We start from the raw sequence: 22,522 nt of genomic DNA, 5'->3' as shown, positions 1-22,522 counted from the left end.
ACAGGCCATCGACCTATAGAAACATCGAAACGGAGTTCCATGCGCACCATCGGTCTCATCGGCGGGTTGAGCTGGGAATCGACGATGATCTACTACCAGATCGTCAACCAGCGGGTACGCGAGCGACTCGGCGGCAGCCATTCCGCCAACAGCCTCATCTGGTCGGTCGACTACACGACCGTCGAGGACCTCATCTTCGCCGACCGCTGGGACGAGGTGGGGACGCTGCTGGCCGACGCCGGCGGGAAACTGGAGGATCTCGGCGCCGAGGTCCTGCTCGTCTGCAGCAACACCTTCAGCCGGGTGAGCGACGACGTGGCGCGGGCCACGGGCGTGCCCGTGCTGCACATCGCCGACGCCGTGGGCGCGGAGGTCCGCGCCAGGGGGATGCGCAGGGTCGGCCTGCTGGGCACTCGCTTCACCATGGAGCAGCCCTTCTACCGGGATCGGCTGGCCGCCCACGGCTTCGACGTGGTCGTCCCGCGGCGCGAGCAGCGGGAACTGGCCCATCGCGTGATCTTCGACGAGCTGGTGCGCGGGGTGCTCCGGGAATCCTCCAGGGACGCGTACGCCCAGATCATCGCCGATCTCGCAGCCGGCGGAGCCGAAGGCGTCATCCTCGGCTGCACGGAGATCGAGCTCCTGATCAGCGAGAAGGACACCGCCGTCCCGCTGCTGCCGAGCGCTCGGCTGCACGCGGAGGCGGCGGCCGGCTTCGCGCTGGCCGGCTGACGCACCGACAGGACGGCTCTCCGCCGTTACCCCGGGCAGGTCCGGGGGCCGACGCTCTGCCCGGCACCGACGACGGTGACCTGGGCAGGGCTTCCCGGCGCCGTGGCGGCGGCCGTGCACACGATCTGCTCGACGGCCGGTGCGGACAGATCGCCGGCCGGAGTGGACAGGGTCACCACCAGGTGGCCGGCCGGCCTGGCGGTCACCGAGAACGGACCGGCTTCGGGCGGGACCTCGGTGGTGAATCCGTTCGCCCGCTCCCCCGCGGTGGGTCCGTCCGCCAGCAGCGCAAGCGTGTCCGCCGGGAACATCGGACGATCACGGGGCCGCGTCACCGCGCTGATCCGGCCGCTCTTCACCAGATAGAGGGTGATCGTCGTGGTCGGTGCGACGCGTCCGCTCGGCGGGTCGCCGGCGGGGATGACGTCGCTGGGTTGCACGCCGCAGCCGGCCACGGCGGCGAGCGACACGAGGCCCGCGGCGAGCGTGCGGCGGGCGGGTCCGGTCCTCATTCGGGGCCTCCGTCCGGATCGGATGCCCGGCGTGGCAGGCGCAGCGTGAACACGGCGCCGCCGTCCGGGGCGTTGGCGACGGTGAGGTCGCCTCGGTGCAGGCGCGCGTTCTCCCTCGCGATGGCCAGGCCCAGGCCGCTGCCCTCGGACCTGGCCCTGGCCGCGCTGGCCTTGTAGAACCGGTCGAACACGTGCGGCAGCACCGCCTCGTCCAGCCCCGATCCGTGGTCGCGGACCTCAAGGGTGATCCAGTGCGGGTCGGCGCGAAGCCGTACCGACACCGGTGGCTCGCCGTGCCGCAGGGCGTTGCCGACCAGGTTCGCGAGGATGACGTCCACCCGGCGCGGGTCCAGCCGCGCCGCCACCCCGGCCGGCACCTCGGCGTCCACCCGCTCCGACCAGCCCCGGACGCGCAAGGTCGCGCGCACCAGTTCGGCCACGTCGACCTCGTTCGGCGCGAGGGCAGCGACGCCGGAGTCGAACCTGCTGATCTCGATGAGGTCGTTCACCAGAGCGGTGAGGTTGAGCGTCTCCTGGCTGACCAGCCTGGCGGCCCTGCCTGCGGGCTCGGGCAGCCGGGCGGCCTCCTCCCCCAGGACGTCGGCGACCGCGGCGAGCGCGGCCAGCGGGGTACGCAGCTCGTGGGACACGTCGGCCACGAACCGGCGGGCGTCGGCCTCCATCTCGCGCAGCTGCCCGACGAGCCGTTCCAGCTCCGCGGCGGTGTCGTTGAACGTGCGCGACACGTCGGCCAGCTCGTCGGAGCCGCGCACCGCGATCCTGGTCCGCATCTCGCCCTCGCCCAGCAGACGTGCCGCCCGGCCGAGCTCGCGCACCGGGCCCAGCACGCCACGGGTGGCCAGCAACGCCAGGACGACCGCGAACGCCAGGGCGGCCCCGCCGATGAGCCAGGCGCGTGCGGCGAGTTCGTCGACGCTGCGCTCTTCGGGAAGCAGGCTGCGCGCGCTGTAGACCTCGATGCCGGACACCCGCGTCGTCCGGTCCTGCTCGATGATCAGCAACGGCATGCCGATGATCAGGATGGGCGCGTTCTGCCAGACCACGCGTTGCCACGCGGTACGGCCGCCGGCCACCACCTGCCGCAACTCCGGTGAGATCACCCCGAGGTCCGAGAGCCTGGCGTTCCCGTCCGGACTCCAGGGCCCCGACCCCGGCGCCGGGGGCGAGGACGGGGGCAGCGGCGAGTGCGTCTCGCCGTAGACGGCGACCGCGAAGCTGTTCTGGTCGGCCGCGGCCTCGGCGATCTCGCCGAGCTCGTCCGGGCCCGGCGCCGCGCTCCGCAACGGGTAGAGCGCCTCCAGACGGCCGGCCATCGCCTGCACCGCGGCGTCCTGGGTCCTCTGCAGGATGGCGTTGCGGGCCTGGACGTAGATCCCGCCGGCCACCGCCGCCGCGGTGACCACGCACAGCAGCGCGAAGGCGGACAGCAGCCGGGCACGCAGCCCCAGGCTCGGCCGGGGTGTCACCGGCGGCTCACACCGGCCCGAACCGGTACCCGAACCCACGCACCGTCTGCACGTAGACGGGCGCGGCCGAGTCGTCCTCGATCTTCGCGCGCAACCGCTGCACGCACGCGTCCACCAGGCGCGAGTCGCCGAAATACCCGTGCTCCCACACCGACTCCAGCAGCTGCTGGCGGCTGTGCACCCGGCCCGGCGTGCCGGAGAGCTCGAGCAGCAGGCGCAGCTCGGTCGGGGCGAGGTCCACCGGCACGCCGCGTTTGGCGACCACGATCCCGGCCCGGTCGATGGTCAGGTCCCCGTGCCGCTCCAGCTCCGCCTGGTCCCGGCCGATCCGCCGGAGCACGGCGCCGATGCGCGCCTCGAGCACCCTGGGCTGCACCGGCTTGACCACGTAGTCGTCGGCGCCCGCCTCCAGCCCGGCCACCACGTCCATGTCGTCGCCGCGCGCGGTCAGCATGATGATCGGCAGCTGGCCGGCGGCCCGGATGCGGCGGCAGACCTCGAAGCCGTCCATGCCGGGCAGCATCAGATCGAGCACGACGACGTCGGGAAGGTCCGTACGCAGCCGCTCCAGCCCCTGCTCGCCGGACTCCACCGCGCGCACCCGGTACCCGTGCAAGGTCAGGGCCAGCTCAAGGCCCTCCCGCACGGCCGGGTCGTCCTCGATCAACAGCACTCGCGACACGCCCCCGAGTTTCACAGCACGCCCCCGTAACTCGCCCGCAGCCCGTCCGCCGGTCAATCCCATCCACTGTCGGCCGGCCGTGTGCCCGCCTCGTCTTCGCCGTGTCATGGTTGTGTCACGGCCTTGCCGACGGTCGCGCCGACGGTGGCCTCCGCCGACGAACGGTCACATGCATGCGGCGGACAACGCGCGCGCATTCGGCACCAATCGTAGTTCGTCGTGAACGAGCCGCGCACGACCCCACCCCGGCCCCGTGACCGGCTGTTCACCCTGCTCCTGCCGCCATCCGGGCGAATCGATGACCGCACGTTCAGAACGTCAGGTCTCCTCGGGGTCGCTCCCGTCGAGGCCGCCCGCCGCATCGCGGCGGGCGGCCGGATGTCAGGGCTGGGCGTGCCGTCCCGCGTGGGCCAGCAGCCGGACGAACAAGGGGGCCGCAGGCAGGACGGGAATCGCCTCGGCGAACTGGCCGGCGCGGCGCTGGTCGTCGCCGACGCCAGTCTTGGCGTACTGCCAGACCTCGTGCACGACGTCGTCGTCGGCGGTGTAGGGAAGGTGGGCGCCGGTGGCGATGTCCCAGCCGTGAATCAGCGATTCCTGCAAGCTGATCGAGGCCAGCACGGCACCGGGCACGGTGGCGCCCATGAAGGCGTATCGGCGCTCCAGCGCGCCGGGCGCGGCGAAGGCCGCCACCGATCGTTCGGCGATCGCACGGAAGGCGGCGGCGGGGTCGGCGCCGAGGTGGTCGGTGTCGGCCTGGCGCTGTCCGTCGAGCTCGGCCGGATCCGGTTGCTCGCCCTCGGCGAAGCGGGCGAGCAGCGACAGTGCGCCGGCCAGGTGGTTGGCCGTCTGACGGACGGTCCATTCCCCGCACGTGCTCACCGCCTCCCAGCCCTGTGCGCGGATCTGCCCAAGCACCCGGACGACCGAAGCGTGGCTGCGTTCCAGCAGGTCCGTGAGGGCCAGCCGGCGAGTGGCGGTCATCGCGCGGCGCAGGTCTTCGGCGTCGTAGAGCAGCTCGCCGGAGACGATCTGCCCGTCACGGACGCGCAGCAGTTCGGCGGCGGTCAGGGTGCCGGGCAGCGGATCCATCTCCCAGTCGATGAGGGAGCAGACCAGGTCGCCGTCGGCGAACTGGTGGCGGACGCGGAAGGAGCGGACCGCGGCGCCGGCCTGACGCGCCATGGCGCGATAGCCGGCGCTGTCGGTGAAGCTGGCGACGGGGCCGGTGAAGGCGAAGTCGTCGGCCAGCGGCACCTGATTCATGTCGCCGGCCCGGTGCTGCCAGGCGTGGTAATAGGGCTCGACGATGATGCGAGGATCCATTCGGGGTGTCTCCCGGTACGAGGTCGCGGGCGCGACCGTTCACCCCGTCAGATCCGGCTCACCGCGCCGACTCATCGCAAGGCGGCGGAATTTCCGGTACGGAGAGAAAACAACGGCATGGTTGCGCAGGTCACGCAGTCTCATCGCGTACCAGCCGCCGGCGGCAGGCCGAACCAGCGAAACAGCTCCGGATCGGGGAAGCCGACGATCTCCGCCACCCCGTGCGAGGTCAGGGACAGCACCATGATCCCGTAGCCGCGGCAGGCGCCGGCGTGGTCGGGCAGGTAGGCCGCCAGCGCGGGCTGGCCGTTGGCGGCGATCTCGACCAGATCGATAAGGTCCAGCCGACCACCGGCCGGCTCGGTGGCGAAGAACTCCGTCACCGCCGTCCGGCCACTGATCTCGACCTGTTCCGGCGGCATCCGCAAGATCACGTCCTCGTGCAGCAGGGCGGCCAGCGCGTCGAGGTCACGCCGCTGCCAGGAGCGCACGAACCGGCGCAGCAGCTGCCGCTCGTAGTCGATCAGCGGCCGGCGCGGCCTGTCCGCGTGGGCGCGCAGGGCGGCCCGGCCGCGCTGCAGCGAGCTGTTGACGGCCGGGACGCTGAGGTCGAGCAGGGCGGCGACCTCGGCGGCGCTCCAGCACAGCACCTCGCGCAAGATGACCACTGCCCGCTGGGTGGGCGGCAGCAGCTGCAGCGCCGCGACGAACGCCAGTGCCACCTCCTCGCGCCGTTCGGCGAGCAGGGCGGGGTCGAGCTCGTCGATCAGTGCGTCGGGGTACGGCTGCAGGTGGGCGATCTCGGCATGCACAGCCGGCAGGCGCTCGCGCCGCTCGACGGCCCGCAGGCACGTCATCGTCGCGATCCGGTACAGCCAGTGGGGAAGCGGAGCCCGGCCCTCATAGCCGCCCAGCCCGCGCCAGGCCCGCAACAGCGCCTCCTGCACCGCGTCCTCGGCCTGGTCGATCGAGCCGAGCATGCGATAGCAATGCAGGTGCAGAGCCCGCCGATGCGGCGCGAGCAGGGCGTCGAAGGCGGCGCGATCACCACCCTGCGCGGCGGCCAGCAGCCGCGCCTGCCCCGCGCCGATGTCCTCGACCGTACTCACGGCGGTGAGCCTAGCGACCGGGTACGACACAAACGGCGAGTTCGCCCTCCACGCCGGATCGGAGTCGCACTGCCGCTGGTGACACGTTTCCTGGTGCGCCCCCGATCAGTCGAGAACCTTGATCTTCTTCATGGTCGGCTGGGAGATCACCCGGGCCACGCCGGGAATACCGATGATCTTCCCGGTCTGGAACGCCTCGTAGGCGGCGTAGTCGGCGACGAGAACGCGCAGGTGGTAGTCGGGGGTGGCGAACAGGCGGCGGAACTCGACGACCTCGTCGTAGGCGGCGATGGTCCTCTCCAGTTGCTCCAGGGTCTTCAGATCGCTCACGGCGACCTCGATGGAGACGATGACCTCCAGCCCGCCGCCGAGGATCCCGTGATCGACCGTCGCCCGGTAGCCGGTGATGACGCCCGCCTCCTCCAGGCGCTTCACCCGGCGCAGGCACGGGGGCGGGGTGAGCCCCACGCGCCTGGCGAGCTCGACGTTGGTCAACCGGCCGTCCCGCCGCAGGTGGAACAAAATTTCGCGGTCAATGGCATCAAGTATGTTTTCATTGCTCATATTGCGATTCTAGAGTCAGAATCGGAAACCATATGAGGTTGATTTCAACCTAGAATTGCGTCAATTGCTTTTCCGGTGGCTGAACGCCCCGCTTTCCGTCGTGCACGCCCATACGGGCTCCGGGGGCGAGCCGCACCGTGACACCGTCCGACGAGAGGTGAGAACCCATGGCGAACCACGCCGCGCAGGTCGGAGCCTGGCTGGACGAACGGGCCGAGGAGATGGCTCTGCTTCTCGAACGTCTCGTGGCCGTCGACTCCGAGAACCCGCCCGGCCGCGCGCTGGGCCGCTGCGCGCGGGTGCTGCGCGAGGCGATGGACCGTCTCGGCCTGTCCCCGGAGATCATCGACCTCGTCGACCCGTCCGGTGAGCTCGAAGAGCCCTGCGTCGTGCGCGGCACCGCCGGCGACGGTGACAGGCTCGTCTACTTCCACGGCCACTTCGACGTGGTGCCCGCCCAGAGCCGCGGGCAGTTCACGGCCGTACGCCGCGACGGGAGGATCATCGGCCGGGGCACGGCGGACATGAAGGGCGGCATCGTCAGCATGCTCTACGGCGCCGCGGCGGCCAGGGACCTGGGGCTGCTCGGCGACGGGCGGGTCGTCGTGCACCTGGTGTGCGACGAGGAGACCGGCAGCGTCGTGGGCGCCGGGCACCTGCGCGCCGCCGAGCTGATCGAGCCGGCCGCGCTGGCCATGGTCACCGCCGAACCCAGCGGCGGCGCCATCTGGAACGCCGCCCGCGGCGCCGTCTCCGTCCGCGTCGACATCCGGGGCCGCGAGGCCCATGTCGGGCAGGCGAACCTCGGGGTCAACGCCTTCCAGCAGATGCTGCACATCGCCCGCCCCGTCGAGCGGTACGCCACCGAGATGGCCGGGCGGCACACCGGCTTCCCGATGAGCGACGGCGACGCTCGCGGCAGCATGCTCGTCGTCGGCGGCCTGTCCGGCGGCGGCTCCAACTTCAACGTCGTGCCCGGCTCGGCCTTCTTCACCGTCGACGGCCGCTACAACCCCGAAGAGGATCTGGAGGGCGAGCTCAAGCGCCTGACCGGCCTCATCGAGGACGCCGCCCGCGAGATCGGCGCCGACGTGTCGATCCGCACGATCCAGCTGCAGCCCTCCGCCGGCACCGGGCGCGACCATCCCGCGGCGGTCGCGCTCGCCCGCGTCGTCGGCGACGTCCAGGGCGCGCCGGCCCGGTTCGAGATGTGCGCGGGCATCCTGGAGACCCGCTGGTACGCACAGCTCGGCATCCCCGCCTTCGGCTACGGCGCGGGCCGCCTGGACGTCTCACACGGTCCCGACGAGTACGTCGACGAGATCGCCATGCGCCGCTGCGCCGCCGTGTACGCCCGCTACGCGAGCGACATGCTGTCCTGACGACCGGGTGCGGCCCGTCCCGGTGGTGTCCCGGCGGGCCGCACCCGGAGGCGTCAGGGAGTCAGCCGGTGGAGGTCACGGGGGAACAGGGTGGCACGGCGGATGTTGTCGGCCCCTGTCAGCCGGGTGGTCCACCGTTCCAGGCCGAGGGCGAAGCCACCGTGCGGGGGCATCTCGTGCCGGAAGGCGGCGAGATAGCCGGCGTACGGCTCCGGTGACTCCCCGCGGGCCGCCAGGGCCGCGAGATAGTCCTCGTGGCGGTGCAGGCGCTGGCCGCCGGTGACGAGCTCCAAGCCGCGAAAGAGCAGGTCGAAGCTGTTGGAGTACTGCGGCCTGCCGGGCTCGGGGTGGGTGTAGAAGGGGCGTTTGGCCATCGGGTAGCCGGTGACGAACAGGAACTCGCTGCCGTGCTCGCGCAGCGCCCACCGCGACAGCCAGCGTTCGTGGGCCGGGGCGAGGTCCGGCTCACCCCGGGGGTCCTCATCGGTGTGGGCGGCCAGGAGTTCCTGGGCCCGGGCGAAGTGGATCTCCGGGATCCGTTCCGGGACGTCGGACAGCTCGACGCCCAGCAGCGCGCACGCCTCACCGGCGTGCTGTTCGACGGCGGCCGTCATGCCCGCGATCACCTCGCGCAGCACGGCCATCACCTCCCGGTGGTCGCCGACGAAGCCGAGCTCGGCGTCCAGCGAGGTGTACTGGGCCAGGTGCCGTGCGGTGTCGTGGGGTTCGGCCCGGAAGACCGGCCCGGTCTCGTAGACGCGCTCGAAGACCCCGACCATCGCCTGCTTGAAGAACTGCGGCGACTGGGCCAGGTAGGCGCGGGTGCCGAACCAGTCGATCTCGAAGACGCCGGCACCGGACTCGGTCGCCGAGGCCACCACCTTGGGCGTGTGGATCTCGGTGAAGCCGAGCGCGTCCAGCGTCGTGCGGAAACCCGCCACCGAGACCGCGGAGATGGCATGGGGCGCCCGCAGCAGCGGATGGCGCAGGGCCACCGGGGCGTGGTCGAGGATGGTCGGCAGGGTGGCCGGCACCGAGGGGCGGTAGAGGTCGAACGGAGGGGCCTCGGCCGGTCCCGACAGGGCGGTCACCACCGGGGACGTCACCTCGGCTCCGCCGGGAGCCTGGGGGTTGGCGGTCACGGTTCCGGTGATCTGCAGGACGGTCTCTTCCGGGTGGCCGCCGGCCGCGGCCATGGCCTCGGGCTCGGTGACCACGGCCTGGACCAGGCCGGAGCGGTCTCGCAGGATGAGGAAGACCACGGATTTCAGGGTTCGCCTGCGGTGCAGCCAGCCCTGGACGGTCACCTGCCGGCCGATTCGCCGCGGGAGCTCCGCGGCCAGCGTTCTGCCGGTGGACGGGACAGTCGTGGATGAGGAGATCATCACAAACCTCTTGGCAGTGAGTGGTGATCCCTTGGGAGTGCGGGCGAGAAGGGAACTCGCGGTGCCACCGCACTTTCACCGCCGTGACGACGGCGGCCTCGATGGGCCCGGTGACGGGGGCCGGCCGGCGGGGCATTGGGCGCGGACGCCGTTTCTCCCCGCACTCGGGAGGGTCTTCGTCACCGGGGACGGGGCCGCCTTCGCAGCTGCCGGCGGCTCTCTCCTGCCCGCCCTGATCCCGTGACTACTCGTCTCCGTCAATGCGTTGCCGGAAGAGTACGCGTGCGCTGTCGCGCATCGCAACCACAATCGCCGCGCGTCGCGGAGTACGCCGAGAAAGCCCGCCGACCCGTAGGGCCCGTAGGTTCCGGGGCCGGGTCGGCCGGTCGCCGGTCCGGTGGCGCCCGCCGGGGAGGATCGGGCAGGTGTCCTCGCGGCCCGTGGCCTCGGCAGGGGCGAGCGCAGGGGGGGCGAGCAGGGTCAGACGGGCCGGCGGGTGGGCGTGATCGTGATCCGCTGGAGGGTCGCGCGCGGCGGCAGCGTGGCGATGAAGCCGACGGTTTCCGCGACGTCCTGCGGTGTGAGCCACTCCATCGTCTTCCTGGAACCTCTCAGCCACCGGAACGCACCGTTGCCGGTGACGCGGCACCGTGGCCCGGTTTCGGCGACGCCCTGTTCGAGCCTCGACACCCGCACGTTCTTGGTGCCCAGCTCGACACGCAGGTGATGCGAGAGGCGGGTGACGTATGTCTTGGTACCGGAGTAGACGGCGAAGTCGGGGAAGCCGTTCCGCGTCGCGATCGACGAGGCGTTGATCAGATCGGCCACGCCACGCTCACCGGCGGCCCTGACCAGCTGCGGGGTGAACGCGCCGAGGACGTTCGTCAGCCCGGTGATGTTGAGGTCGATCTGACGCTTGCACCGATCGGCGACCGGCTCCTCGCTCGGGACGGGCAGCATGACGCCCGTGTTGTTGATCAGCAGGTCGGCGTCCTCCAGCTCGGCCGCCACCCGGCCGGCGGCCGAGCGCACCGCCGCGGCGTCGGTCACGTCAACGGTGATCGCCAGGGCGGTGCCGCCGTTCCTCCCGATCCGGGAGACCAGCCTGTCCAGCCGGTCCGCACTCCGGTCCAGGACGGCGACACGCGCGCCCAGCCCCGCCAGGTGTTCGGCCGAGGCCTCACCGACGTCGCCGAAGGCGCCGGTCATGACCGCCACACGGCCGGTCAGGGGCTTGACAGGGATTTCCCCGAGCATGGGGCCACCTCCCAACGAGAAACGGATCAAGGGATGGGCCGTGGCCGGCAACCGTCCCATACATCCAGCACACCACCCCCGAGCTGCGTTTACGGGGCTTGAACAGGCCCTGAGCAGGCAGGTACCGGCAGGGCCACCCGGCGAAGGCGCGCCACACCCGGCGGGTTCACACTGGAGACATGGACCGTGGTAGCGAGATCGCCGACTTTCTGCGCTCCCGCCGGGCCCGGATCACCCCCGGTCGGGCGGGACTGGCGGATGACGGTCGCATCCGGCGGGTGCCGGGACTGCGCCGCGACGAGGTCGCCCGCCTCGCCGGAGTGAGCACCGAGTACTACACCCGCCTTGAACAGGGCCGCGCCAGAAACCCCTCTCAGGAGGTCGTCGCGACCCTCGCACGCGCGCTCCAGCTCGATTTCGCGGAGCGCGAGCACCTCACCGACCTGCTGGCGCGGCCCGTACCCGCCCCCCGTACCCCCGCCGGCCCGCAGCGGGTCCGCCCGGGCCTGCACCTCACGCTCCGGACCCTGGAGCACGTCCCCGCCTTCATCCTCGGCCGGCGCACCGACGTGCTGGCCACCAACCGCCTGATCTGCGCGGTCCTGACGGACTTCGAGGCCATCCCCGCCCCCCGGCGCAACCTCGCCCGCTACTACCTCCTGGACCCGGACGCCCGTGACCGCGTCGGGAACTGGGCAGAGGCGGCCGCCGAGACCGTCGCCATGCTCCGCTTCGAAACGGGCCGCCACCCGCACGACCGGCTGCTCGCCGACCTCGTGGCCGAGCTCACCCTGCGTTTACCCCAGTTCACCACCTGGTGGAACGACCACCACGTCCTGCGCCGCACCCATGGCAGCAAGCATTACCACCACCCCGTGGTCGGTGATCTTCATTTCTCCTACGAGACCTTCCAGCCTCCCGACGACCCCGACCAGACCCTGTGCGTCTACAACGTCGAACCCGGCTCCGCCACCGCCGAGGCCCTGCGGCTGCTGAGCGGCCGGACTCCATGAGGGACAGGTGTGAGGATTTTGGAGGCACGCGAGCCGGGCCTTCAGAATCAAATTCCAGCGGGTACGTGAGCGACCACCGGCCCCTTCAAGATCATTTACGTACGGTTTCCCTGACCACGATCACCGGCAGCGACGTGGCCCGCAGGAGCCCACGGGCCATGACCTCCGCGCGCGAGATCGGCAGCGCGGCAGGCCGGTGCGGGAAGTCCGCGAACAAGGAGCAGCGCCGGACTCCCCGTCCACGGTTACGGGCGAGGCGCTCGGCGGTCCCGGCGCTCTTCGAGTTCTTCCGCGCTCACCGGAATGAGCATCGGCTGTCCGGCCACACCGAACATCGTGACGGCGAACTGGGTTTCGGCGTCCGGGAGGTTGTTGCCATCCTGGTAGTGGATGAGGTCCCCGCCGGGCTCCCAGAACGACTCCCCCGCCTTGACGATCCGTTGCGGCTCGCCTTCCAGCTCGAAGATCATCTCGCCTCTGATCATGTATCCGTACGCGGGTCCCGTGTGGCGGTGCGGCGGGTTGCCCTCGCTGCCCGGCGGCAGTGTGACCAGGATTGTCATCGCCTCGGCGTTGTCCGGCATCGGCGGAGGAGATGGTACCGACGAGACGAGTTCGATCTTCGGCGGCGGGGTGGTCGCGTCGGGATTCTCGAGATGGTGCGTATGTGCGGTGCTCATGTGTTCTTTCGTCCTTTCCGGTCGGTTCCGCTGTCGGCTGAGACGAGCCCCGGCCCACCGGCGGGGATCGGCACGTGACCAGGCGCGGCTCGCCGGTGAAGGCGTCATACGGTCGTCTCGCGCCGAGGACGGGACGATGGCGAAGATCCGTCACTCCGCGAACACGTGGTGGGCGCCCGGCGGCGCGACCCGGCTCTCGCCTTGGTCAGGTAACGCACCGGCTCGCCACCGAGCCGGTCGCGCGCAGTGCCTTCGCGCACGTAGGCGTGCGCGAAGGCACTGCCGTGCCGAGGCGGCTCGCCCCGGGGCGGGTCCTGGCCAGGCGAATTGGGATTATCCGGCCATGATTTCCAGGAATCTCGAAGGCTAACCGAGGATGAATTCAAATCTTGGCGATGATTTGCCCAACGTCGAATCCATGCGCTCAAGGCGACCATCCCACCTTGCCGCGGCGACCGCCTGGCTCGGCACCACCTGGCTCTGGGCGGCCCACGTACGCCGGCCGTCACCGGTCCAGCCTGCCCGCCCTGTCCCGTAGGTAGCGCTGTTCGGGAAGGCTCGTGGTACGCCGGGCCGCCAGCCGGTAGTTCTCTCGCGCGGCGGCGTGCTCGCCGGCAAGTTCCTGCAGGTGGGCGCGCACGGCGTGGAGGCGGTGGTGACGGGTGATCCGGGGGTCGCCGTCCAGGTTTTCCAGCAGTTCGAGCCCGGCCCGGGGCCCGCGGGTCATCGCGACCGCGACGGCGTGGTTGAGCGTGGCCATCGGGTTCGGCGCGATCCGGGTGAGGATCGCGTACAGGATGCGGATCTGTTCCCAGTCGGTGTCCCCGGCTCGCTGCGCCTGGACGTGCAGCGCGGCGATCGCCGCCTGGAGCTGGTAAGGACCGAGGGCCGAGGCGGACATGGCGCCGGTGACCAGCGCGGTGCCCTCCTCGATCATGGCGGCGTCCCACCGGCTCCGGTCCTGCTCGGCCAGCGGCACGAGGGCGCCGTCCGGGCCGGTGCGGGCGGCTCGGCGGGCGTCGGTCAGCAGCATCAGCGACAAGAGCCCGGCGACCTCGCCGTCGTCCGGCAGGGACCGGTGCACCATCCGGGTGAGCCGGATCGCCTCCGTGGTGAGCTCGCCGCGGTGCAGGTCGGGTCCGGAGCCGGCGGTGTAGCCCTCGTTGAAGATCAGATAGAGCACGTGCAGGACGGCGTCCAGCCGTCCGGCCCACTCCTGGGCGCCCGGCGTCTCGAACGAGGCGCCGACGGCCTTGATCCGTTGCTTGGCGCGGCTGATCCGCGGCGCCATGGTGGCCTCCGGCATGAGGAACGCCCGCGCCACCTCGGCGGTGGTGAGGCCGCCGACGGCGCGCAGCGTGAGCGCCACCTGGGAGGCGGGCGTCAGCGCCGGATGGCAGCACAGGAACAGCAGCGTGAGGGTGTCGTCGTGGTCGAGAGGGCTTTCGTCGCCGGGGGCCGGCGCGAGGCCGGCGTCCGGCGCCTCCCGCACCGCCGCGGCGGCCTCCCTGCGGCGGCGGGCCTGCTCGCTGCGTACCTGGTCGATCAGGCGGCGGGAGGCGACGGTCACCAGCCAGGACCGCGGGCTTTCCGGGACGCCCTCGGCGGGCCACCGCGTCGCGGCCGCGAGCAACGCCTCCTGCACCGCGTCCTCGCACTCCTCGAACCCGCCGTAGCGGTGCAGGAGCACGCCGAGGACCCGCGGCGCCAGCTCGCGCAGCAGGTCCCCGAGGCCTTCGGACGCGGCCAGGAACTCCTCATGGTCAAGCCCCTCCCCCGGCGGGTCCGCCGCGTCCAGGTGGAGACTCAGCAGTAACCTCACCGCGTGCTCAGCCGTCCGCCGTGCCCGCGTGGACCACCGGCCGCACCTCGATGCCCAGGCCCTCGACGCCGGCGTCCGGAATGAGCGCGGCCAGCTCCAGGGCACGTTCCCTGTTCTCGCACTCCACCAGGTAGTAGCCGCCCAGGTACTCCTTGGCCTCGAGGTAGGGCCCGTCCGTCACCGCCGGGACGCCGCCCCGGACCTGGACCACGGCGCTCCGCGACGGGTCGGCCAGCGCGACGGTGCTGATCATCTCCCCGGACCTCCTGACGGTCTCCATGAACGCGCCGTGGCCCCTCATCACCTCGTCGCGCTCCTCCTCGGTCAGCGCGTCCCAGATCCGCGGGTTGTTGTGCATGATCAACAAGAATTTCACGTCGTCTCCTTCGACGGCCGGGCGGCGCCCCTGAGGCGCCGTTCACCATGGAGTCGGCGCCGGTGCCGCATTCTTGCGGTACCGGACCGCAAGAATCTCCCCGCTGTTTCGACTACCTCCAGAAAGAGGCGCCTGACCTGGGCGTTCCATCAGAAGGTACTTGCCGGCTCCCGAAGGAGGACGCATGTCGCAGCTGTTGAGGGTGCAATGCTTCAACGTGTCGCAGGACGGGTTCGGCACCGGTGAGGGGCAGAGCCTGGAGCGGCCCTTCGGCCACGCGGACCCCACCCCCCTGTGGTCCTGGGCGAGCGCCACCGCCGGCTGGGTGAATCGCACCGACCCCGGAGGCACCCGCGGCCTGGACGACTACCTGACCCGCGCCCACACCAGCGGCATAGGGGCGGAGATCATGGGGCGTAACAAATTCGGCCCCCAGCGCGGCCCCTGGGAGAACCACGAGTGGCAGGGGTGGTGGGGAGACATCCCGCCGTTCCACACGCCGGTCTTCGTGCTCACCCACCACGAACGCCCGTCCTTCACCCTGGCCGACACCACCTTCCACTTCCTCGACGCGACACCGGCCGAGGCGCTGGCACGCGCGAAGCAGGCCGCAGGCGGCCGGGACGTGCGCCTCGGCGGCGGGGTCGCCACCATCCGCGAGTTCATCCGGGCCGACCTGGTCGACGTGATGCACATCGCCGTCGCGCCCGTCGACCTCGGCCGGGGCGAACGGCTGTGGGACAGCCACACCGACCTGCTCGACCGCTTCCACCTCGAGACGGTACCGAGCCCCAGCGGAGTCACCCACCTCCTGTTCTGGAGACGGTGACCAACGGTGATTAATGGTGATCACCGCCCCCGCACGATCGCACGCACCTGCCGCGATGAGCGCGTACCTGCCCGTCGACCCCGGCACGGGCAGGTCGTCGGCCGTCGTGGCGGTTCCGGGACCGCGGGCGCCTCAGCGGTCGGCCGGGACCGGGACGAGGCCGTCGGCGACGAGACCGGCGAGGACCGCCTCCCCCAGGACCTGGACCGCGGACTGCGGGCGGACCATCACCGTGAGCTCCTTGATCAGGCCGGCCCGGTCGAACTGGAGGAGGTCCATGCCGTGGATCTGCTTGCCGTGCACGGTGGCCCGGAACAGCAGGACGGCCGACGGGGCCTCGGTGCCGTCGGTGCTGGTCTGCGCGGTGCCGTCGAAGTGCCCGATGTAGCGGAAGTCGTCCTCGAAGATGCGCAGCAGGACACCGAGGAGCCCCACGACCATGGGTCTGCCCTCGAAGGGGGTGAACTTCACCGGGCTGTACAGGCGGACGTCGTCGGTGAGCAGGGCGCCCAGCGCGGTGAGGTCGCGGTTCTCGACGGCGGCCCGGAAGCGGTCTGCGGTGGTCATGACTGCACCTCAATACTCAATAAAGTGATTAATCAATCCTTGACGACCTTCTCGTCAAGGTCCAGGCCGCCGACCACCTCGACACCGACGAGGTGGTCGCCCAGCTCATGGAGCGAGCCGCCTTCGCCGACGCCAAGATCGAACTGTTCGGCGGGCTGCTGCGGCAGATGCGCGGCGACAGGAGCGAGGAGGATTTCCTGCGCCACGGTGAACGCGTCGGCTCCTACCTGACCTGCCTGCGCGGCCTCGCCTTCGAGCGGGGCAACCGGGACTGGTGCCACCGGAGCGCGGCGATCCTGCGGGAGAGGCGAATCGCTCATGCCCGGCGGTGAGTACCTGCGCCACGTCGCCCTCCAGGCAATTCCCGATCCCGCGGTTGCCCGCGGGACCGGGGAAGGCGCGGTCGCGCACCTCCTGCGGCTGCCCGGTCAGGCGCCGACGTAGGCCGCGAGGTGCTCGCCGGTGATGGTGGAGCGGGCTGCGACGAGGTCGGCGGGGGTGCCCTCGAAGACGATCCGGCCGCCGTCGTGGCCGGCGCCGGGACCGAGGTCGATGATCCAGTCGGCGTGCGCCATGACCGCCTGGTGGTGCTCGATGACGATCACCGACTTGCCGGAGTCGACGAGCCGGTCGAGCAGGCCGAGCAGCTGCTCGACGTCGGCGAGGTGCAGGCCGCTGGTCGGCTCGTCGAGGACGTAGACGCCGCCCTTCTCGGCCATGTGGGTGGCCAGCTTGAGCCGCTGCCGCTCGCCGCCGGACAGCGTGGTGAGCGGCTGGCCGAGGCTGAGGTAGCCGAGCCCGACGTCGGCGAGCCGGCCGAGGATGGCGTGCGCGGCCGGTATGCGCGCCTCGCCGGCGCCGAAGAACTCCTCGGCCTCGGTCACCGACATCGCGAGCACCTCGCTGATGTCGCGGCCACCGAGGTGGTGGTCCAGCACCGATGCCTGGAACCGCCTGCCCTCGCACTCCTCGCAGGTGGTGGCGACGCCGGCCATCATTCCCAGGTCGGTGTAGATGACGCCGGCGCCGTTGCAGCTGGGGCAGGCGCCCTCGGAGTTGGCGCTGAACAGCGCCGGCTTCACGCCGTTGGCCTTCGCGAACGCCTTGCGGATCGGCTCGAGCAGTCCGGTGTACGTCGCCGGGTTGCTCCGTCGCGAGCCGCGGATCGCCCCCTGGTCGACCGACACCACCCCCGCGCCCGCGGGGACCGACCCGTGCACGAGCGAGCTCTTGCCGGAGCCGGCGACGCCGGTGACGACGACGAGCACCCCGAGCGGGATGTCGACGTCGACGTCGCGCAGGTTGTGCGCCGTCGCGCCGCGGATCTCCAGCGCGCCGGTGGGCTTTCGCACCGTCTCCTTGAGGGTGGCCCGGTCGTCGAAATGGCGGCCGGTGATGGTGCCGCTGGCCCGCAGCCCCTCCACGGTTCCCTCGAAGCAGACGGTGCCGCCCGCCGTACCGGCGCCGGGGCCGAGGTCGACGACGTGGTCGGCGATCACGATCGTCTCCGGCTTGTGCTCCACGACGAGCACCGTGTTGCCCTTGTCCCGCAGCCGCAGCAGCAGGTTGTTCATCCGCTGGATGTCGTGGGGGTGCAGGCCGACGGTGGGCTCGTCGAAGACGTAGGTGACGTCGGTGAGCGAGGAGCCGAGATGGCGGATCATCTTGACGCGCTGCGCCTCGCCGCCCGACAGCGTGCCCGAGGAACGGTCGAGCGAGAGGTAGCCCAGCCCGATCTCCACGAACGAGTCGAGGGTGTGCCGCAGCGCGGCGAGCAGCGGCGCCACCGACGGCTCGGCGAGGTCTCCGACCCATCCGGCCAGGTCGCTGATCTGCATCGCACACGCGTCGGCGATGTTGATCCCGCCGATCCGCGACGACCGGGCCTCCTCGCTGAGCCGGGTGCCCTCACACTCGGGGCAGGTGGTGAAGGTGACGGCCCGGTCCACGAACGCCCGGATGTGCGGCTGCATCGCCTCCCGGTCCTTGGACAGGAACGACTTCTGGATCTTCGGGATCAGCCCCTCGTAGGTGAGGTTGACGCCGTCGACCTTCACCTTGACCGGCTCCTTGTAGAGGAAATCGTGGAGCTCCTTCTTGGTGTACTTGCGGATCGGCTTGTCCGGGTCGACGAAACCCGACTCGGCGTAGACCCGCACGGTCCAGAAGCTGTCGGACTTCCAGCCGGGGATGGTGAACGCGCCCTCGGCGAGCGACTTGGAGTCGTCGTAGAGCTGGGTGAGGTCGATGTCGGAGACCGCTCCCTGGCCCTCGCAGCGCGTGCACATGCCGCCGACGCGGGTGAAGGTCGCCTTCTCGGTCTTGCGGGCGCCGCGTTCGACCGTGATCGCACCGCTCGCCCGGACCGTGGGGACGTTGAAGGAGAACGCGTTGGGCGAGCCGATGTGCGGCTGCCCGAGCCGGCTGAAGAGGATGCGCAGCATCGCGTTGGCGTCGGTGGCGGTGCCGACCGTGGAGCGGATGTTGGCACCCATCCGCTGCTGGTCGACGATGATCGCGGTCGTCAGCCCTTCGAGCACGTCGACCTCGGGCCGCGCCAGCGTCGGCATGAAGCCCTGCACGAAGGTGCTGTAGGTCTCGTTGATCAGCCGCTGCGACTCCGCGGCGATCGTGCCGAACACCAGCGAGCTCTTGCCCGAGCCGGAGACGCCGGTGAACACCGTGAGCCGACGCTTCGGGATCTCGACGCTGACGTCCTTGAGGTTGTTCCCGCGCGCGCCGTGCACGCGGATCAGGTCGTGGCTGTCGGCATCGTGCGGCGCGGGCGACGGCGTATCCGTCCTGGCAGCCATGTTCATCGTGTCTCCATATATGTATAGGGGGCCGCCTTCGCGGACTCCGCCGGCGTCGCCTGGCTCGATCTAACCAGCTTCGAGCGGTACGTCTGGTTTTTCCTTGTCGGTCCGGTGGAGGCGGGGCCGGCGGTGCGGCGTGGCCATCGGCGGCACCTCGCCGTCCCGGCCGAAGGGCGGCGGAACCGCGGCACGGCGCACCGCCCGCCGAGGCGCCGGCCACCCGGAGGCCTCGGCCGTGGTCGCCGGAGGGGTCAGCGGAGCTCGTTGATGCGGAGCAGGTTGCCCGCGGGGTCGCGGACGGCGCAGTCGCGAACGCCGTACGGCTGCTCGGTCGGCTCCTGGACGATCTCGGCGCCGCCGGCCCGCAGCCGCGCGAAGGTGCCGTCGAGGTCGGCGGTGGCCAGGGTGATGCCGGCGTAGGTGCCCTTGGCCATCATCTCGGCGATGGTGCGGCGCTCGTCGTCGGTGACGCCGGGGTCGGCGGCCGGTGGCTCCAGGACGATGGACGTGCCGGGCTGGCCGGCGGGGCCGACCGTGATCCAGCGCATCCCCTCGTACCCCACGTCGTCGCGGACCTCGAAGCCGAGAACGTCACGGTAGAAGGCCAGCGAGATATCCGGATCGTCGTGCGGGAGGAAGGTGGCGTGAATGGTGATGTCCATGGCGATCACGTTAGGCGCGGCGCGGGGGCCGGCGCTTCTCGATTCCTGACGGGTCTGGTCACCCGTTTCGCCACGCACGGCGGCATCCCCGCCGTCGCGCTCGCCGCCTGGCGCCGGTAGGTGCTGGGCGGCATGCCGACCAGTTCGGTGAAGCGGGTGCTGAAGGTGCCCAGCGACGAGCAGCCGACCGCGAAACAGACCTCGGTGACGCTGAGGTCGCCACGGCGCAGCAGCGCCATCGCGCGCTCGATGCGCCGCGTCATGAGGTAGCCGTACGGCGACTCTCCGTAGGCGAGCCGGAACTCGCGGCTGAGGTGCCCGGCCGACATGTGCGCGCCGCGGGCGAGCGCCTCGACGTCCAGCGGCTGCGCGTACTCCCGGTCGATCCGGTCGCGGACGCGGCGCAGCCGTGCGAGGTCACGAAGGCGCTGCGCCGGGACGGGTCTGCTGGTCACCCGCACAATCGTATGTCGCCCCGCAATCGCCCGGTGACCTCGCAATCGGTTTCTCCGAGCGACGTCGTCGCCTCGGGTCCCGATACGTCGCGCGCGAAGTCGGAGGTGATCACGGTGCCGCCGCGACCGTCACCGGGCGCGCCGTGAGCTGCGCGCCTGTCGCGGCGAAGCGTGAAAGCGGGCAAGGTCCCGGACGTCGGCGGGCGCCCGATGATGACCGCGACGAGGTCCCTCACGCTCTCGGCGCCGCTTGAACTCGGCAGGTTCGGTCTCGCAGTCGGCGCACACGTCCCGCAGCCGTACACTGGCGAACATTAGTCATAAATATTGACTATCCTGAATTTTTACTAGTTGCGGCCAGGGGAAGAGATGACCGAGACGCTCGACCACGAATCGATCTTCGAGCAGGCGTGGCAGGCGCCGGGCACCACGTCGGTGGAGCTGCCACCGATACGGGTGAACGACGTGCTGCGCGACCGCTACGACACGCGGCCACCGTTCGCCTACACCGGCGCGCAGCTGTGGGACATGGAGGTCCGCAAGGCCGCGGCACCGGACAAGTACATCCCGACAGCCGTGAGAGCAGGCAGCGCCGAGAAGTTCCCGAGCGTGCGCCACGGCCGGTTCGAGGACTTCACCAGGGTGTCGGTGCAGCGGCTGTGGGCCCACCCTGACCGGTACACGACGGTCATCGAGCACGTCCGTCTCGATCACCGGGACCGGCGCGCGTTCTTCATCGGCGCCGAGCGCTTCGAGGCGCCCGACGGCCGCGTCCTCACCGCCGGGACCGGGCAGCCGGTCTTCCATGTCGAACACTCCGTGACCGGTCCGGAGGACGACCCGCTCAACCTCTGGCGCATCGTCCACCTGACCGACGGGCCTGACCCGTCCCTGGCCGCCGCCTTCGACGACCTGGCAGGCGATCGCTACCTGCGGGTGTTCATCGAGGTGCACCTCCGTGAGGATCTCGGACGCGAGCTCGTCCGTCGCTGAGGACGCGACCCCGACCGGCCGGCGGTGGGAGTGGCGAGCCGCTCCGCCGCCGGCCGGACCCCCGCGACGCCGGGACCGCCTTGCGCGGACCGTCCGTGCCGTGGGGCGGTTTCGGGTCGTGCCGCGGGTGCGGGCCGGCCCCGTGGCGGTCCAGGACCGTAAGGCCCTCCTCCTCGAACAGCTCCCGCACCGCCGCGAGCGCGATCTCCTGCCCGGCATTTCAGTTCTTCGGGATGACGAGTCGTTCCCGCAGGCGGCGGTTCTCCTCGCGCAGGTCTTCGACCTCCTTCTGGAGCCGTTCCAGCGCGGGCTTCAGCTCGGCCTGCGTCCAGCGCGGGGTGATGTGCTGGGGGCAGTTCCAGTCGTAGCCGATCACCCGCACGGTGATGACCCGCTCGACGCGTGCGCGGTAACCGGGCAGGGCGACCTGTTCCAGGAGCTGGGCGGCCCCTTCCTCGCGGGCGTCGACGGTACGGGCCTCGCCCAGGATCTTCAGCCGTTGCCGGTGGACGTAGTCCATGAGGAACAGCGAGACACGATTCGACGCCTTGAGGTTGCCGGCAGAAACGTACTGCCGGTTGCCGCGGAAGTCGGCCCAACCGAGCACGCTCGCGCCGTTCTCGGTGCCGAGCACCCTCAGGAAACCGGGTGGACCCCCGCGATACTGGACGTAGGGCCACCCGGTCTCGCCGACGGTACCGAGGTAGAACCCGTCACGCTCGCCGATGAACTCGGCTTCCTCCTCGCCGAGCACGCCGTCGGTGTGCAGGCCTGCCATCATGCGCCGCATGGCGCTGTGGCTGCCGTACTCCTTCTGCGCGGCCTCGACCGACGGCGTGGTCAACTCGGCCAGATAGCGGTGCGGCATGTCACGCCCTCCCCGGACGGCGGGCGCCCAGCCGCAGGGAGTGGCCGGCGATGACCGCGACGAAGGCGGTGAGAACGGCCACGAGGACGCCGGTGATCACCTGCCACCCGGGGGGCTGGGCGATCTGGAGCCACTCCCCGGCCAGCGCCACCGCGGCGGCCGACGGGAACGTGAACGACCAGAAGCCGAGGGAGAAGCGGAGCCTCCGGTAGCGCGGCAGCATGGCGGCCTGCACCAGCAGGAGCAGCACGCCGAGGCCGGCGATCGCCTGGGCGACGGGGTCCGCGGCATGCCCGTTCAGGGAGAACCAGGCCAGGCCCGCGACCGCCGGCGGGGCCGGCAGGATCGCGAGGCTGGGCAGCAGCGCGTCCGGGAGGGCGGCGCGGAACATCAGGCGCAGGACGACGATCGCCGTCATGACGACGGCGAAGAAGGTCCCGACGCCGAACAGCGCCCACGCGAGGCCGCCATGGCCGAGTGTGTGAGCCACGTCGGCACCGACCAGCCCCGGCGCGACGGTCGGCAGCAGGTAGCCGGGATGCACGGCGTCGAGATCGAGGCGCCCCTCGAACCACGAGCCGAACAACCAGGCCGCGAGGAGCGCCGAGACGATCAGAGCGAGCAGGAACAGCGCCCGCCCGGCGCCGGGCGAGAAGGTGAAGAGGTCGGCGGCGAGTAGCATCGCGGTGACCGGGGCCAGTGCCGCGAGGGGCCCCTGCGCCGGATGCCGGAGCTGACCGCTCAGGCGTTGCCCGCTTCGGGCGCCCCGGACGAGGTGCGCGGCGAGCAGCCAGCCCCAGGCGATCGCCGCCACAGCCCAGAACACCTGCGGAACCGCGCGTGGCAGGGCGAGCGCCGGGCCGGCTTTGCTCCACGCCTCGGCGAGACCGGCGAGGCCGAAGCCGACGGCGAGCGTGGTCAGCGGAAGCCTCTCCGGCGCCGGTCGGGGGGCGGGCGCTTCGGCCGGTGCGTGGCGATGGATGAGGGTGCTGGTCATGATGTCCT

The 22,522-nt window shown here is 71.2% G+C and carries 23 protein-coding genes; 6 read left to right on the top strand and 17 right to left on the bottom strand.

The window, feature by feature from the left end; genetic code table 11:
• Nucleotides 1–39: 39 nt before the first annotated feature.
• Nucleotides 40–732 carry an aspartate/glutamate racemase family protein gene (locus ACTOQ2_RS39525; RefSeq protein ID WP_440106463.1) on the top strand — a complete coding sequence of 231 codons (693 nt, stop codon included), beginning with the start codon at nucleotides 40–42 and terminating at the stop codon, nucleotides 730–732.
• A 26-nt stretch (nucleotides 733–758) separates the two neighbouring features.
• Here ACTOQ2_RS39525 and ACTOQ2_RS39520 read toward each other — a convergent pair whose 3' ends face one another.
• The 6 genes from ACTOQ2_RS39520 to ACTOQ2_RS39495 all read right to left on the bottom strand — a co-directional run bounded on the left by ACTOQ2_RS39520 (nucleotide 759) and on the right by ACTOQ2_RS39495 (nucleotide 6,412).
• On the bottom strand, nucleotides 759–1,244 hold the full coding sequence (locus ACTOQ2_RS39520) for a hypothetical protein (RefSeq protein ID WP_440106461.1): 486 nt from the start codon (nucleotides 1,242–1,244) through the stop codon (nucleotides 759–761).
• Nucleotides 1,241–2,731 carry an ATP-binding protein gene (locus tag ACTOQ2_RS39515; RefSeq protein WP_440106459.1) on the bottom strand — a complete coding sequence of 497 codons (1,491 nt, stop codon included), beginning with the start codon at nucleotides 2,729–2,731 and terminating at the stop codon, nucleotides 1,241–1,243. Before ACTOQ2_RS39515 ends, ACTOQ2_RS39520 begins: the two co-directional genes overlap by 4 nt.
• Nucleotides 2,732–2,738: 7 nt before the next feature.
• Nucleotides 2,739–3,413: a response regulator gene (locus ACTOQ2_RS39510; RefSeq protein ID WP_440066857.1), complete on the bottom strand. Its 675-nt coding sequence runs from the start codon at nucleotides 3,411–3,413 to the stop codon at nucleotides 2,739–2,741.
• 381 nt (nucleotides 3,414–3,794) lie between these two features.
• A complete protein-coding gene (locus ACTOQ2_RS39505; protein ID WP_440106457.1) occupies nucleotides 3,795–4,739 on the bottom strand; it encodes a TIGR03086 family metal-binding protein in 945 nt (314 codons plus the stop codon).
• Nucleotides 4,740–4,879: 140 nt separating this feature from the next.
• Nucleotides 4,880–5,848, bottom strand: coding sequence for an RNA polymerase subunit sigma-70 (locus tag ACTOQ2_RS39500; RefSeq protein WP_440106455.1), 969 nt, complete (start codon nucleotides 5,846–5,848; stop codon nucleotides 4,880–4,882).
• A gap of 105 nt (nucleotides 5,849–5,953) precedes the next feature.
• Nucleotides 5,954–6,412, bottom strand: a complete 459-nt coding sequence (locus tag ACTOQ2_RS39495) for an Lrp/AsnC family transcriptional regulator (RefSeq protein WP_362692404.1) — start codon at nucleotides 6,410–6,412, stop codon at nucleotides 5,954–5,956.
• 167 nt (nucleotides 6,413–6,579) lie between these two features.
• On the opposite strand from ACTOQ2_RS39495, the gene ACTOQ2_RS39490 reads away from it, so the two are divergent.
• The gene (locus ACTOQ2_RS39490; protein ID WP_440106453.1) at nucleotides 6,580–7,794 is read left to right on the top strand and encodes a M20/M25/M40 family metallo-hydrolase; all 1,215 of its coding nucleotides are present in this window, start codon (nucleotides 6,580–6,582) and stop codon (nucleotides 7,792–7,794) included.
• Between the two features lie 53 nt (nucleotides 7,795–7,847).
• Here ACTOQ2_RS39490 and aspS read toward each other — a convergent pair whose 3' ends face one another.
• Entirely contained in the window at nucleotides 7,848–9,179 is a 1,332-nt protein-coding gene (gene aspS / locus ACTOQ2_RS39485) for an aspartate--tRNA(Asn) ligase (protein ID WP_440106451.1), read from the bottom strand.
• A gap of 480 nt (nucleotides 9,180–9,659) precedes the next feature.
• Nucleotides 9,660–10,496, bottom strand: a complete 837-nt coding sequence (locus ACTOQ2_RS39480; protein WP_440106449.1) for an SDR family oxidoreductase — start codon at nucleotides 10,494–10,496, stop codon at nucleotides 9,660–9,662.
• Between the two features lie 119 nt (nucleotides 10,497–10,615).
• Between ACTOQ2_RS39480 and ACTOQ2_RS39475 the strand changes: the two genes are divergently transcribed.
• Complete coding sequence (locus ACTOQ2_RS39475) at nucleotides 10,616–11,449, top strand: helix-turn-helix domain-containing protein (RefSeq protein ID WP_440106447.1); 834 nt, start codon at nucleotides 10,616–10,618, stop codon at nucleotides 11,447–11,449.
• A gap of 245 nt (nucleotides 11,450–11,694) precedes the next feature.
• On the opposite strand, the gene ACTOQ2_RS39470 is transcribed toward ACTOQ2_RS39475, so the two are convergent.
• The 3 genes from ACTOQ2_RS39470 to ACTOQ2_RS39460 all read right to left on the bottom strand — a co-directional run bounded on the left by ACTOQ2_RS39470 (nucleotide 11,695) and on the right by ACTOQ2_RS39460 (nucleotide 14,327).
• Nucleotides 11,695–12,129: a cupin domain-containing protein gene (locus ACTOQ2_RS39470; protein WP_440106445.1), complete on the bottom strand. Its 435-nt coding sequence runs from the start codon at nucleotides 12,127–12,129 to the stop codon at nucleotides 11,695–11,697.
• 505 nt (nucleotides 12,130–12,634) lie between these two features.
• Nucleotides 12,635–13,951 carry an RNA polymerase sigma factor gene (locus ACTOQ2_RS39465; RefSeq protein WP_440106443.1) on the bottom strand — a complete coding sequence of 439 codons (1,317 nt, stop codon included), beginning with the start codon at nucleotides 13,949–13,951 and terminating at the stop codon, nucleotides 12,635–12,637.
• A gap of 7 nt (nucleotides 13,952–13,958) precedes the next feature.
• Nucleotides 13,959–14,327, bottom strand: a complete 369-nt coding sequence (locus ACTOQ2_RS39460) for a YciI family protein (protein ID WP_440106441.1) — start codon at nucleotides 14,325–14,327, stop codon at nucleotides 13,959–13,961.
• A 184-nt stretch (nucleotides 14,328–14,511) separates the two neighbouring features.
• Here ACTOQ2_RS39460 and ACTOQ2_RS39455 point away from each other — a divergent pair, with 184 nt between their 5' ends.
• On the top strand, nucleotides 14,512–15,156 hold the full coding sequence (locus tag ACTOQ2_RS39455; protein ID WP_440106439.1) for a dihydrofolate reductase family protein: 645 nt from the start codon (nucleotides 14,512–14,514) through the stop codon (nucleotides 15,154–15,156).
• 132 nt (nucleotides 15,157–15,288) lie between these two features.
• On the opposite strand, the gene ACTOQ2_RS39450 is transcribed toward ACTOQ2_RS39455, so the two are convergent.
• Nucleotides 15,289–15,723 (bottom strand): nuclear transport factor 2 family protein, encoded by a 435-nt coding sequence (locus ACTOQ2_RS39450; protein ID WP_440106437.1) that lies wholly within the window; start codon nucleotides 15,721–15,723, stop codon nucleotides 15,289–15,291.
• Between the two features lie 35 nt (nucleotides 15,724–15,758).
• Here ACTOQ2_RS39450 and ACTOQ2_RS39445 point away from each other — a divergent pair, with 35 nt between their 5' ends.
• Complete coding sequence (locus tag ACTOQ2_RS39445; protein WP_440106479.1) at nucleotides 15,759–16,055, top strand: hypothetical protein; 297 nt, start codon at nucleotides 15,759–15,761, stop codon at nucleotides 16,053–16,055.
• A 96-nt stretch (nucleotides 16,056–16,151) separates the two neighbouring features.
• On the opposite strand, the gene ACTOQ2_RS39440 is transcribed toward ACTOQ2_RS39445, so the two are convergent.
• The 3 genes from ACTOQ2_RS39440 to ACTOQ2_RS39430 all read right to left on the bottom strand — a co-directional run bounded on the left by ACTOQ2_RS39440 (nucleotide 16,152) and on the right by ACTOQ2_RS39430 (nucleotide 19,656).
• Complete coding sequence (locus ACTOQ2_RS39440) at nucleotides 16,152–18,542, bottom strand: ATP-binding cassette domain-containing protein (protein ID WP_440106436.1); 2,391 nt, start codon at nucleotides 18,540–18,542, stop codon at nucleotides 16,152–16,154.
• Nucleotides 18,543–18,790: 248 nt separating this feature from the next.
• The gene (locus ACTOQ2_RS39435) at nucleotides 18,791–19,201 is read right to left on the bottom strand and encodes a VOC family protein (protein ID WP_440106434.1); all 411 of its coding nucleotides are present in this window, start codon (nucleotides 19,199–19,201) and stop codon (nucleotides 18,791–18,793) included.
• Between the two features lie 5 nt (nucleotides 19,202–19,206).
• A complete protein-coding gene (locus tag ACTOQ2_RS39430; RefSeq protein ID WP_440106432.1) occupies nucleotides 19,207–19,656 on the bottom strand; it encodes a helix-turn-helix transcriptional regulator in 450 nt (149 codons plus the stop codon).
• A 369-nt stretch (nucleotides 19,657–20,025) separates the two neighbouring features.
• Between ACTOQ2_RS39430 and ACTOQ2_RS39425 the strand changes: the two genes are divergently transcribed.
• On the top strand, nucleotides 20,026–20,649 hold the full coding sequence (locus tag ACTOQ2_RS39425; protein ID WP_440066887.1) for a hypothetical protein: 624 nt from the start codon (nucleotides 20,026–20,028) through the stop codon (nucleotides 20,647–20,649).
• A 220-nt stretch (nucleotides 20,650–20,869) separates the two neighbouring features.
• Here ACTOQ2_RS39425 and ACTOQ2_RS39420 read toward each other — a convergent pair whose 3' ends face one another.
• Nucleotides 20,870–21,517, bottom strand: coding sequence for a pyridoxamine 5'-phosphate oxidase family protein (locus tag ACTOQ2_RS39420; RefSeq protein WP_440106430.1), 648 nt, complete (start codon nucleotides 21,515–21,517; stop codon nucleotides 20,870–20,872).
• A 1-nt stretch (nucleotide 21,518) separates the two neighbouring features.
• On the bottom strand, nucleotides 21,519–22,514 hold the full coding sequence (locus ACTOQ2_RS39415; protein ID WP_440106428.1) for a hypothetical protein: 996 nt from the start codon (nucleotides 22,512–22,514) through the stop codon (nucleotides 21,519–21,521).
• Between the last annotated feature and the right edge of the window lie 8 nt (nucleotides 22,515–22,522).

It is taken from the genome of Streptosporangium sp. H16 (assembly GCF_051918855.1).
Classification (GTDB): domain Bacteria; phylum Actinomycetota; class Actinomycetes; order Streptosporangiales; family Streptosporangiaceae; genus Streptosporangium.
The sequence above is the reverse complement of the archived record's forward strand: the minus strand, read 5'-3'. Positions and strand labels throughout refer to the sequence as shown.

Bases quoted from the DNA above. Each gene is read 5' to 3' on its own strand.
- ACTOQ2_RS39525 (WP_440106463.1), top strand. From the start codon at position 40: ATGCGCACCATCGGTCTCATCGGCGGGTTGAGCTGGGAATCGACGATG.
- ACTOQ2_RS39520 (WP_440106461.1), bottom strand. From the start codon at position 1,244: ATGAGGACCGGACCCGCCCGCCGCACGCTCGCCGCGGGCCTCGTGTCG.
- ACTOQ2_RS39505 (WP_440106457.1), bottom strand. From the start codon at position 4,739: ATGGATCCTCGCATCATCGTCGAGCCCTATTACCACGCCTGGCAGCAC.
- ACTOQ2_RS39495 (WP_362692404.1), bottom strand. From the start codon at position 6,412: ATGAGCAATGAAAACATACTTGATGCCATTGACCGCGAAATTTTGTTC.
- ACTOQ2_RS39490 (WP_440106453.1), top strand. From the start codon at position 6,580: ATGGCGAACCACGCCGCGCAGGTCGGAGCCTGGCTGGACGAACGGGCC.
- aspS (WP_440106451.1), bottom strand. From the start codon at position 9,179: ATGATCTCCTCATCCACGACTGTCCCGTCCACCGGCAGAACGCTGGCC.
- ACTOQ2_RS39480 (WP_440106449.1), bottom strand. From the start codon at position 10,496: ATGGGACGGTTGCCGGCCACGGCCCATCCCTTGATCCGTTTCTCGTTG.
- ACTOQ2_RS39475 (WP_440106447.1), top strand. From the start codon at position 10,616: ATGGACCGTGGTAGCGAGATCGCCGACTTTCTGCGCTCCCGCCGGGCC.
- ACTOQ2_RS39470 (WP_440106445.1), bottom strand. From the start codon at position 12,129: ATGAGCACCGCACATACGCACCATCTCGAGAATCCCGACGCGACCACC.
- ACTOQ2_RS39455 (WP_440106439.1), top strand. From the start codon at position 14,512: ATGTCGCAGCTGTTGAGGGTGCAATGCTTCAACGTGTCGCAGGACGGG.
- ACTOQ2_RS39450 (WP_440106437.1), bottom strand. From the start codon at position 15,723: ATGACCACCGCAGACCGCTTCCGGGCCGCCGTCGAGAACCGCGACCTC.
- ACTOQ2_RS39440 (WP_440106436.1), bottom strand. From the start codon at position 18,542: ATGAACATGGCTGCCAGGACGGATACGCCGTCGCCCGCGCCGCACGAT.
- ACTOQ2_RS39435 (WP_440106434.1), bottom strand. From the start codon at position 19,201: ATGGACATCACCATTCACGCCACCTTCCTCCCGCACGACGATCCGGAT.
- ACTOQ2_RS39425 (WP_440066887.1), top strand. From the start codon at position 20,026: ATGACCGAGACGCTCGACCACGAATCGATCTTCGAGCAGGCGTGGCAG.
- ACTOQ2_RS39420 (WP_440106430.1), bottom strand. From the start codon at position 21,517: ATGCCGCACCGCTATCTGGCCGAGTTGACCACGCCGTCGGTCGAGGCC.
- ACTOQ2_RS39415 (WP_440106428.1), bottom strand. From the start codon at position 22,514: ATGACCAGCACCCTCATCCATCGCCACGCACCGGCCGAAGCGCCCGCC.